Source organism: Thermomonas sp., assembly GCF_020850895.1.
Lineage (GTDB): Bacteria > Pseudomonadota > Gammaproteobacteria > Xanthomonadales > Xanthomonadaceae > Thermomonas.
On the sequence record NZ_JADZDS010000024.1, the window covers coordinates 43,487 to 52,702 of the forward strand.

11 protein-coding genes and 1 tRNA gene are annotated in these 9,216 nt (G+C 64.7%); 1 reads left to right on the plus strand and 11 read right to left on the minus strand.

The annotated features are described in order from the left end of the window. The first annotated feature begins 10 nt into the window (after window positions 1-10). Window positions 11-838 carry a M15 family metallopeptidase gene (locus IT472_RS02620; protein ID WP_297177942.1) on the plus strand — a complete coding sequence of 276 codons (828 nt, stop codon included), beginning with the start codon at window positions 11-13 and terminating at the stop codon, window positions 836-838. Here IT472_RS02620 and rfbD read toward each other — a convergent pair. The 11 genes from rfbD to rpmI all read right to left on the minus strand — a co-directional run bounded on the left by rfbD (window position 827) and on the right by rpmI (window position 9,201). Then, window positions 827-1,723 (minus strand): dTDP-4-dehydrorhamnose reductase, encoded by an 897-nt coding sequence (rfbD, locus tag IT472_RS02625; RefSeq protein WP_297177944.1) that lies wholly within the window; start codon window positions 1,721-1,723, stop codon window positions 827-829. The two genes, IT472_RS02620 and rfbD, sit on opposite strands and share 12 nt — an antisense overlap. Continuing rightward, window positions 1,720-2,283: a dTDP-4-dehydrorhamnose 3,5-epimerase gene (rfbC, locus tag IT472_RS02630; RefSeq protein ID WP_297177947.1), complete on the minus strand. Its 564-nt coding sequence runs from the start codon at window positions 2,281-2,283 to the stop codon at window positions 1,720-1,722. Before rfbC ends, rfbD begins: the two co-directional genes overlap by 4 nt. Further along, window positions 2,280-3,170 (minus strand): glucose-1-phosphate thymidylyltransferase RfbA, encoded by an 891-nt coding sequence (gene rfbA, locus IT472_RS02635; RefSeq protein WP_297177950.1) that lies wholly within the window; start codon window positions 3,168-3,170, stop codon window positions 2,280-2,282. The genes rfbC and rfbA overlap by 4 nt, the downstream gene beginning before the upstream one ends. Next, window positions 3,167-4,222 (minus strand): dTDP-glucose 4,6-dehydratase, encoded by a 1,056-nt coding sequence (gene rfbB, locus IT472_RS02640; protein WP_297177955.1) that lies wholly within the window; start codon window positions 4,220-4,222, stop codon window positions 3,167-3,169. Before rfbB ends, rfbA begins: the two co-directional genes overlap by 4 nt. A gap of 129 nt (window positions 4,223-4,351) precedes the next feature. Next, a tRNA-Pro gene (locus IT472_RS02645) sits at window positions 4,352-4,428 on the minus strand. Between the two features lie 62 nt (window positions 4,429-4,490). Next, window positions 4,491-4,847, minus strand: a complete 357-nt coding sequence (locus IT472_RS02650; protein WP_297177958.1) for a MerR family transcriptional regulator — start codon at window positions 4,845-4,847, stop codon at window positions 4,491-4,493. Then, window positions 4,840-5,142: an integration host factor subunit alpha gene (locus IT472_RS02655; protein ID WP_297177961.1), complete on the minus strand. Its 303-nt coding sequence runs from the start codon at window positions 5,140-5,142 to the stop codon at window positions 4,840-4,842. Before IT472_RS02655 ends, IT472_RS02650 begins: the two co-directional genes overlap by 8 nt. A 12-nt stretch (window positions 5,143-5,154) precedes the next feature. Next, window positions 5,155-7,524 (minus strand): phenylalanine--tRNA ligase subunit beta, encoded by a 2,370-nt coding sequence (gene pheT / locus IT472_RS02660; protein WP_297177964.1) that lies wholly within the window; start codon window positions 7,522-7,524, stop codon window positions 5,155-5,157. Window positions 7,525-7,534: 10 nt separating this feature from the next. Continuing rightward, complete coding sequence (gene pheS, locus IT472_RS02665) at window positions 7,535-8,530, minus strand: phenylalanine--tRNA ligase subunit alpha (protein ID WP_297177966.1); 996 nt, start codon at window positions 8,528-8,530, stop codon at window positions 7,535-7,537. A 102-nt stretch (window positions 8,531-8,632) separates the two neighbouring features. Continuing rightward, window positions 8,633-8,992 carry a 50S ribosomal protein L20 gene (rplT, locus tag IT472_RS02670; protein WP_297177969.1) on the minus strand — a complete coding sequence of 120 codons (360 nt, stop codon included), beginning with the start codon at window positions 8,990-8,992 and terminating at the stop codon, window positions 8,633-8,635. Window positions 8,993-9,003: 11 nt separating this feature from the next. After that, complete coding sequence (rpmI, locus tag IT472_RS02675; RefSeq protein WP_027083463.1) at window positions 9,004-9,201, minus strand: 50S ribosomal protein L35; 198 nt, start codon at window positions 9,199-9,201, stop codon at window positions 9,004-9,006. Window positions 9,202-9,216 lie beyond the last annotated feature (15 nt).

Here is a 9,216-nt window from a genome sequence, read left to right on the forward strand (position 1 = left end):
TCCTGCGCCCATGCGCACCGCCTGCATCCCCCTGCGAGCAACCCTGCTCAACACCGCGGACATCGAACTGTGGCCGGGCGGGTTGCTGCAAGCCCGCAGCAACGGCCACGCCCGCCTGCTGGCCCGCGCCCAGCGCGTCCTGCGGCGCAAGCGCGACGGACAGTACCTCGCTGTCGCGCTGGCGGAAGGCCTGCAACCGCTGATCCCGAACCTGAGCCGCGAACCAGGCTTGGCCATCGCCAAGCGCACCCTCGCTCAGGACGCTGCCCGCCACCGCAACGGACTCGAACGGGTCGCGACGCTGCCCTTGCATCGAATGCAAGTCCGTCTGGAAACCCTGGGCCTGGACGCCGACCGCTATGCCGCACGCAGCGGCCTTGCCCTGATCCCAGAGCCGACGCAGCTGCGTTTTGCCGGCTTCGATCGCTGGCGGCGGGCGCTCTGGCTCGACCCGGGCGCCGCCCGCGCGTGGGGGCGGATGCAGAACGCGGCGCTGGAAGATGGCATCGTGCTGGACGCCATCTCCGGCTATCGCAGCCATGACTACCAACTCGGCATTTTCGAACGCAAGCTGGCACGCGGCCTGACGGTCGAACAGATCCTTGCGGTCAATGCTGCACCCGGATTCTCGGAACACCATTCCGGGCTGGCACTGGACATCGGCACGCCCGGCGAACCGCCGGCCGAGGAAAGCTTCGAAACCACGTCCGCATTCGCCTGGCTGCAAGCCAATGCCGCCGCGCATGGCTTCCGCTTGAGCTACCCACGCGACAATCCCCACGGCATCGTCTACGAGCCATGGCATTGGTGCCTTGCAAGGCGCGACTCAGCCGGCTGAGCGCGTGGTCAGTTCGCGCAGCGTCGCCCGCAGGCCTTCCCGCCAGTCGGGTGGTGCGATCCCGAAATCCGCCTGCAGCCTGCTGGTATCGAGGACCGAATAGGCGGGACGCCGTGCCGGAGTCGGAGAGTCGGCGGTGGAAATCGGCTGCACGGCCGGGCTGCGCGACAACAGGCCGAGCACAAGGGCTTCCTCCATGATCGCCTCCGCAAACCCGTGCCAACTGGTCTGACCTGCTGCCACCAGGTTCCAAGTGCCGCTCTTGCGCATGCCTTGCCGCAGCAGCAATGCCGTGGCATCGGCGATCCAGGCTGCCGGTGTCGGCGCACCCCATTGATCGTCGACCACCCGCACATGATCGCGCTCACCCGCCAGCCTCAGCATGGTGCGCAGGAAATTGTGACCGTGCGCGGCATACACCCAGGACGTGCGCAGGATCACGTGGCGTGCACCGCTTGCGCGGATCTTCTCTTCGCCAGCCAGCTTGCTGGCACCATAGGTACCCAGCGGCGCAGTGGCATCGTCCTCGCGATAGGGGCGTGCGCTTTGGCCATCGAAGACGTAGTCGGTGGAGTAATGCACCAACAGCGCATCGACAGCTGCACAGGCCTGGGCCAGCGCTGCCGGGCCCAACGCATTCACGCGGAACGCTGCATCCGGCTCGCTTTCGGCCCTATCCACTGCGGTATAGGCGGCAGCATTGACCACCACCTCGGGCTGGATGGCCTGCACCAGGGACGACAGCGCCTCCGGCGCTTCGAAATCGGCCGCCTGATCCGCCTCCAACCCATCGCGCGTTGCCACCAGCAACTGCCCGAGCGGCGGCAGGCTGCGACGTAATTCACACCCGATCTGGCCGTTGCCGCCCAGCAACAGGAGCTTCATGGCGCGCCGTAGACCGGCAGGCGATTCGTCGCGATCTCGGCCAACCGCGGGGCGGTGGCATCCTTGGACGACAGCGAGACATTGCTCATCGGCCAGTCAATGGCCAGTTGTGGATCATCCCAACGCAGCGCGTTATCACTGGCGGGATCGTACGGCGCCGTACACAGATAAGTGATCAACGCGGACTCGCTCAACACCAGAAAACCGTGGGCGAAGCCCACCGGTATCCTGAAATGGCGCTTGTTGTCGGCACTCAGGAGCGCTGCAACATGCTGGCCGAAGCTGGGCGACCCCACGCGAATGTCAACCGCCACGTCGAACACTTCACCCTCCAGCACACTGACCAGCTTGTCTTGCGGATGATTTGGCCATTGGTAGTGCAGGCCGCGCAGCACGCCGCGTTGCGAGTGCGAGACATTGTGCTGGACGAACCGGGTCGGCAAGCCATGCTGGCCGAAGCGCTCGGCGTTCCAGCCCTCATAGAAAAACCCCCGTGCGTCACCGAAGACGGCAGGCTCGATCACCACGCAACCCGGCAATGCCGTGTCCAAAACCTTCATGCCACGCGACCCGGCTTGAGTAGGCCCAGCAGGTACTGCCCATACCCGTTCTTCGCCAGCGGCGTCGCCAGCGCAAGCAACTGATCGGCATCGATCCAGCCATTGGCGAAGGCAATCTCTTCCGGACAACACACCCGCAGGCCCTGACGCTTGACGATGGTTTCGATATAGGTGGAGGCCTCCACCAGCGCTTCGTGGGTGCCCGTATCCAACCAGGCATAGCCGCGCCCCATCTTCTCCAGATACAGCGCACCATCATCGAGGTATCGACGGTTGAGGTCGGTGATTTCCAGCTCGCCTCGGGTGGACGGCTTCAGCTCGGCTGCGAAATCACAGACGCGTTGGTCGTAGAAATACAGCCCGGTCAGGGCGTAATTCGACTTCGGTACCGCCGGCTTTTCCTCCAGCCCCACCACCTTCCCGGCGGCGTCAAATTCGGCCACGCCATAGCGCTCCGGGTCACGCACCCAGTAGCCGAACACGGTCGCGCCATCCTCCCGCGCATCGGCACGTTGCAGCAAGTCGGTGAGGCCTTGGCCGTGGAAGAGATTGTCCCCCAGCACCAGGCAGGACGGCGCACCGGCAAGGAAGTCGCGGCCGATCAGGAAGGCCTGCGCCAATCCGTCCGGGCTGGGCTGCGCGGCGTACTCGATCCGCATGCCCCACTGCGAACCATCGCCCAGCAGCCGCTGGAACAAGGCCTGCTCATGCGGCGTGTTGATGACCAGGACCTCGCGGATCCCAGCCAGCATCAATACGCTCAGCGGGTAGTAGATCATCGGTTTGTCGTAGACAGGCAACAGCTGTTTGCTGATCGCTTGGGTGACGGGATACAGGCGCGTACCGGAACCGCCGGCCAGCACGATGCCTCTGCGCTGCGCACTCATGCCGACACCCCGATGCGTTGCAAGCGATAACTGCCGTCCAGTACGCGCTGCACCCAAGCCTGGTTATGCAGATACCAATCCAAGGTTTCCGCAATGCCTTGCGCAAAGGTGTAGCGCGGTACCCATCCCAGTTCATCGCGCAGCTTGCTGGCATCGATGGCATAACGCCGGTCATGGCCGGGACGGTCGGTGACATGGGTAATCTGCGATGCGCGTGGCAGGCCGTCCGCTCGCGGGCGCCGCTGGTCCAGAAGCGCGCAGATCGCGTGGACGACTTCGATGTTCTGCATCTCGGCGCCGCCGCCGACATTGTAGGTCTCACCTACCCGGCCCTTGGCCAGCACGAGGCGGATCGCCTCGCAATGGTCGCTGACGAACAGCCAATCACGTACCTGCTGGCCATCGCCGTACACCGGCAGCGGTTCTCCGGCCAAGGACTTGGCAATCACCAGCGGAATGAGCTTTTCCGGGAATTGGTAAGGTCCGTAGTTGTTGCTGCAATGGGTGGTCAACGTCGGCAAGCCATAGGTGTGATGGAAGGCGCGGACCAAGTGGTCTGATGCAGCCTTTGACGCCGAATACGGCGAATTCGGCGCATACGGCGTGGCTTCCGTGAACTTGCCGGTGTCAGCAAGCGAGCCGTAGACCTCATCGGTGGAGACATGCAGGAATCGGAACGTCTCAGCACTCGCGCCGCATGAGCCCTTCCAGTAGTCGCAGATCGCCTCCAACAGCACCGATGTGCCCACCACATTGGTCCGGATGAATGCCGCCGGGCCGTCGATCGATCGATCCACATGGCTTTCCGCGGCAAAGTTCAGCACGGCATCCGGGCGGTGCGCGACCAGTAACGCATCCACCAGCGAACGATCACCGATCTCGCCATGCACGAATACATGGTTCGCATCGCCATCCAGAGCAGCCAGGGTGTCGCGATTGCCGGCATAGGTCAGCGCATCAAGATTGATCACCTTGATGCCACGCTGCACCGCCTCCAGCACGAAGTTGCCGCCGATGAATCCAGCCCCTCCGGTGACAAGCCACGTCGTCATGCGTTCTCCTGATCCCATCGACGATTCGTCCAAGGCCGCTGCGGTCGATTCTGCCTCGCCACCTGCAAAAAACAAAAGCCCCGCTTTCCAGCAGGGCTTCCGGGACAATCCGGTGCGAGCCGGATGATTTGGTCGGGGTAGCCGGATTTGAACCGACGACCACTTGTCCCCCAGACAAGTGCGCTACCAGGCTGCGCTATACCCCGGTTGGATGCTGATTATAACGAATGCGAGCACCGCGTCGCCAAGCGAATCGCATCGAGCGCATTCAGTGGCGCAAGATCTGCAGCACATCTTCCAGTTCACTGCGCACCTGGCGCACGATCTGCACGCTCAGCGCGGATTCCTGCTTGGCACCATCACCTTCGAGGCGCAAGCGGGCGCCGCTGATGGTGTAGCCCTGTTCGTACAGCAGGCTGCGGATCTGGCGCACCATCAGCACGTCGTGGCGCTGGTAGTAGCGGCGGTTGCCGCGCCGCTTGGAGGGCTCCAAGCTGGGGAACTCGGTTTCCCAGTAGCGCAGCACATGCGGTTTGACATCACACAGTTCGCTGACTTCGCCGATGGTGAAGTAGCGCTTGGCCGGGATCGGCGGGAGTTCGCGGTTGCTGCCGGGATCAAGCATGCGAGACGCCCGAGTAAGCCTCGACTTGTGCCTTCAGTTTCTGCCCTGGGCGAAAGGTCACCACGGTACGCGCGGTGATCGGGATTTCCTCGCCGGTCTTCGGGTTGCGTCCCGGGCGCGGGCTCTTACGCCGCAGGTCGAAATTACCGAAGCCGGACAGCTTGACCTGGCCGCCTTGCTCCAGAGCTTCGCTCAATCCATCGAAGAACGCATCGACGAATTCCTTCGCCTCGCGCTTGTTCAGCCCAACTTCCTCATAGAGTCGTTCGGCCATCTCTGCCTTGGTCAACGCCATTGCCATCCCCTGTCAACGTCGAATCGTTGCGCCGAACCCCTGGCCCAGCGCAGCCACGACGTCAGATACCGCAGATTCCACGTCCTGCTCGGTGAGAGTGCGCGAATCATCCTGAAAAATCAAGCGCATGGCGAGACTTTTGCAACCCGGATCAATACCTTTGCCGAGATAGCGGTCGAACAGTCCCACCTCGCGCAGCAGCGCGCCGCCCGCGGCGATCGCGGACGCCCGCAACGCGCCCCAGGCCACGCCATCGCCAACCACGAAGGCAAGATCCCGACGTACCGATGGGAAGCGCGACAAGGGCTTGGCGCGCGGCAATGGCCGCGCCATCAATGCGTCAAGATCGAGTTCGAAGGCATAGACCTCGGCCTCGATCCCGAGCCGCTCCTGCAGGCGTGGATGCACCTGGCCGATCCAGCCGAGCCGCACGCCGTCCCGATAGACGTCGGCACTCCGACCCGGATGCGCAAACGGATGCACCGCCGCACGGTACTCCAGGGTCACGCCCGAGACGGCGGCAAGGCTGTCCAGGTCGCCCTTGATGTCGTGGAAATCGAGCGTGCGCGCCGCAATGCCCCACTGCTCGGACACCGCCTCGCCACAGGCCACCGCGGCCATGCGGCGGGTTTCGAGCGGCCCCACCGCGCCGGCCGCAAAGCTGCGACCGAGCTCGAACAGGCGCACGCGCGGCTGCTGGCGCGCGGTATTGCGCGTCAAAGCGGCCATCAGTCCGGGCAACAGCGATGTGCGCATCACCCCAAGCTCGGCGCTCAGTGGATTGGCGAGCGCGACGCCACCGTCGGCCAGCGACCATGCCTCGAGTTGGCTGGCCTCCACGAATGCGAAATTGATCGCTTCCAGATAATCACGTGCGACCAATTGCCGGCGCAGGTCATGCGCGCTGCTGCGGGTCTCGCTGGGGCTGACCAAGCGGGTGGCACCACCGGGCAGCGAGGTCGGGATCGCGTCGTAGCCGTGGATGCGGGCGACTTCCTCGATCAGGTCTTCCTCGATGGCCAGATCGAAGCGGCGCGCCGGCGTCGTCACCTGCCAACCGTCGTCGCTCGCCTCCACCGCCAGGCCCAGCGCGGACAGGATGCGTGCGACCTCGGCATCGGCCACGCTCGTGCCCAGCACGCGCGCCAATCGCGCACGCCGCAAGTGGATCGCCTGCGGTTTGGGCAGGTGCTGCGGCAACGCTGCCTCGACCACCGGGCCGGGCGTGCCGCCGGCGATATCGAGGATCAGCCGCGTTGCATATTCGATGGCGATGCACGGCAGTTCGGGGTCGACGCCACGCTCGAAGCGGTGCGCGGCATCGGTGTGCAGGCCGAGCTCGCGACTGCGACCGATGATCGCGGCGGGCGCAAAATGCGCGGCCTCGAGGAAGATGGTGCGGGTGGCAGTGCCGACCTTGGTGTCGTCTCCGCCCATGATGCCGGCAAGGCCAACCACCCGATCGGCGTCGGTGATGACGAGGAACTGCGGATCGAGCTTGGCCGTCTCGCCATTGAGCAGCTTCACGCTTTCATCGGTGCGCGCATGACGCACGCCGATCGGCCCCCTCAGCAAGTCACGGTCGTAGGCGTGCATCGGCTGGCCAAGTTCCAGCATCACGTACTGGGTGACGTCAACCAACAGGCTGATCGGGCGCACGCCGCTGCGCAACAGGCGCTGCGCCATCCACATCGGCGTGGTCGCCGATGCATCGACGCCTTCGATCACCCGACCGCAGAAGCGCGGCGCATCGGCCCCGGCGTTCAACTCGACGGCCATGGTCGACGCACTGGCTGCGGCCACTGGCGCTGCCTCGAACGGCTCGACCACGCTGCCGAACGCGGCGGCGACGTCGAAGGCAATCCCGCGCACGCCGAAGCAATCAGCACGGTTCGGGGTCAGGCCCAGCTCGACGATGGTGTCCGGCAGGCCGAGATACTCGGCAATGGAAGCGCCGACCGGCGCATCGGCGGGAAGCTCCAGCAGGCCGGAGGCATCGGCATCGATCCCCAGCTCCTTGGCCGAGCACAACATGCCTTGGGACTCGACCCCGCGCAGCTTGGCCGCCTTGATCTCGAAGCCGCCGAACGCCGCACCAACGGTCGCCAATGGCGCGACCAACCCGGGCCGTGCGTTCGGCGCGCCGCAGACGATCTGCAGTGGCACCGCGCCACCGGCGTCGACCTGACACACCTGCAGTTTGTCGGCCTCCGGGTGTTTTTCGGCAGACAGGATCTTCGCCACCACCACGCCGTCAAGCCCATTGCCAATTGCCGCGCTGGACTCGACTTCCAGACCGATCATGGTCAGGGTGTGCTGCAAGGCGGCACTGTCGGCATCGATGCGGACGTGCTGGCGCAGCCAGTTTTCGGAGAATTTCATACGCCCCGCCTCACGCGAATTGCTTCAGGAAACGCACGTCGTTTTCGTAGAACGCGCGCAGGTCGTTGATGCCGTAGCGCAGCATCGCCAGTCGTTCCACGCCCATGCCGAAGGCGAAGCCGGTGTAGCGCTCGGGATCGATGCCGACCGCGCGCAGCACGTTCGGATGCACCATGCCGCAGCCCAGCACCTCCAGCCAGCGCGAACCGCCGTCCGCGGTGTCCCACTTGATCACCACGTCGGCACCCGGCTCGACGAAGGGGAAGTAAGTCGGCTTGAACAGCATCTCGAAATCGCGCTCGAAGAACGCGCGCAGGAATTCGGTGATCGTGCCCTTGAGGTCGGCGAAGGTGGAATGCTCGTCCACCAGCAGGCCTTCCAGTTGGTGGAACATCGGTGAATGGGTCTGGTCGGAGTCGCTGCGATAGACCTTGCCGGCGGCGATCATCCGCAGCGGCGGCTTCACATCCTTCATGTAGCGCACCTGCACGCCCGATGTATGCGTACGCAGCAGGCGACCGTCAGGAAAATAGAACGTGTCGTGCATCGCCCGCGCCGGGTGATGCGGCGGGAAGTTCAGCGCCTCGAAGTTGTGCCAGTCGTCCTCGATCTCGGGGCCGTCGGCCAATTCGTAACCCAGTCGCCCGAAGATCTCGACCATGCGCTCCATGGTGCGGCTGACCGGATGCACACCACCGCGTTCGCCATCGCGTCCGGGGAGGGTGACATCGAGGATTTCCGCGGCCAGACGCGTGTCCAGCGCAGCATCGTCCAACGCGGCTTTGCGCGCGGCGAGCGCCTCGGAGATCACATCGCGCGCGCGGTTGATCGCCTCACCCGCCGACTTGCGCTGGTCACCGGGCAGTGCGCCCAGCGCCTTCAGCTGCGCGGTGATGCTGCCGCTCTTGCCGAGCAGGGCCACGCGCAGCGCTTCCAGCGCGTCGGGGCTTGCGGCGCCGGCGATGTCGGCGAGTGACTGCGTGGTGATGGATTGGATATCGGCCATGAGGTTTTCCGGTCCCATAAACAAACATGGGGAAGGACTTGCGCCCTTCCCCACGTCCTGGCGGCTTGCGCCACCGATGCAACTTGCGTGTGGATCAGCGGCTTACGCCGCCAAAGCGCCCTTGGCCTTTTCGGTCAGGGCGGTAAAGCCCGCCGCATCGTGCACGGCGATGTCCGCCAGCACCTTGCGATCCAGGGTGACCCCGGCCTTCAGCAGGCCGTTCATGAAACGGCTGTAGCTCAGGCCGTTGGCGCGGGCCGCTGCATTGATACGCGCGATCCACAGGGTGCGGAACTGGCGCTTCTTCTGCTTGCGACCGATGTAGGCGTACTGCGCAGCCTTGGTGACGGCCTGCTTGGCGGCGCGGAAGACCTTGCGACGGGCGTTGTAGTAACCCTTGGCGGCCTTCAGGACCTTCTTGTGGCGCGCGCGCGCCATGACACCACGTTTGACTCGTGCCATGTCTTATCTCCTCACAAATACGGCAGCATGCGGTCCAGACGGCCCGCGTCCTCGGCACGAACATGGTTCGTCTGCCGCAGGTTGCGCTTCCGCTTGGTCGCTTTCTTGGTGAGGATGTGGCTCTTGTTGGCGTGGCCGCACTTGTACTTGCCGGAAGCGGTCTTCCGGAAGCGCTTGGCCGCCGCCCGATTGGTCTTGATCTTGGGCATTGGGAATCCTTGCGA

What these genes read in the sequence shown, in the direction of transcription:
- IT472_RS02620 (WP_297177942.1), top strand. Translation starts at nt 11, where the DNA reads ATGCGCACCGCCTGCATCCCCCTGCGAGCAACCCTGCTCAACACCGCG.
- rfbD (WP_297177944.1), bottom strand. Translation starts at nt 1,723, where the DNA reads ATGAAGCTCCTGTTGCTGGGCGGCAACGGCCAGATCGGGTGTGAATTA.
- rfbC (WP_297177947.1), bottom strand. Translation starts at nt 2,283, where the DNA reads ATGAAGGTTTTGGACACGGCATTGCCGGGTTGCGTGGTGATCGAGCCT.
- rfbA (WP_297177950.1), bottom strand. Translation starts at nt 3,170, where the DNA reads ATGAGTGCGCAGCGCAGAGGCATCGTGCTGGCCGGCGGTTCCGGTACG.
- rfbB (WP_297177955.1), bottom strand. Translation starts at nt 4,222, where the DNA reads ATGACGACGTGGCTTGTCACCGGAGGGGCTGGATTCATCGGCGGCAAC.
- IT472_RS02650 (WP_297177958.1), bottom strand. Translation starts at nt 4,847, where the DNA reads ATGCTTGATCCCGGCAGCAACCGCGAACTCCCGCCGATCCCGGCCAAG.
- IT472_RS02655 (WP_297177961.1), bottom strand. Translation starts at nt 5,142, where the DNA reads ATGGCGTTGACCAAGGCAGAGATGGCCGAACGACTCTATGAGGAAGTT.
- pheT (WP_297177964.1), bottom strand. Translation starts at nt 7,524, where the DNA reads ATGAAATTCTCCGAAAACTGGCTGCGCCAGCACGTCCGCATCGATGCC.
- pheS (WP_297177966.1), bottom strand. Translation starts at nt 8,530, where the DNA reads ATGGCCGATATCCAATCCATCACCACGCAGTCACTCGCCGACATCGCC.
- rplT (WP_297177969.1), bottom strand. Translation starts at nt 8,992, where the DNA reads ATGGCACGAGTCAAACGTGGTGTCATGGCGCGCGCGCGCCACAAGAAG.
- rpmI (WP_027083463.1), bottom strand. Translation starts at nt 9,201, where the DNA reads ATGCCCAAGATCAAGACCAATCGGGCGGCGGCCAAGCGCTTCCGGAAG.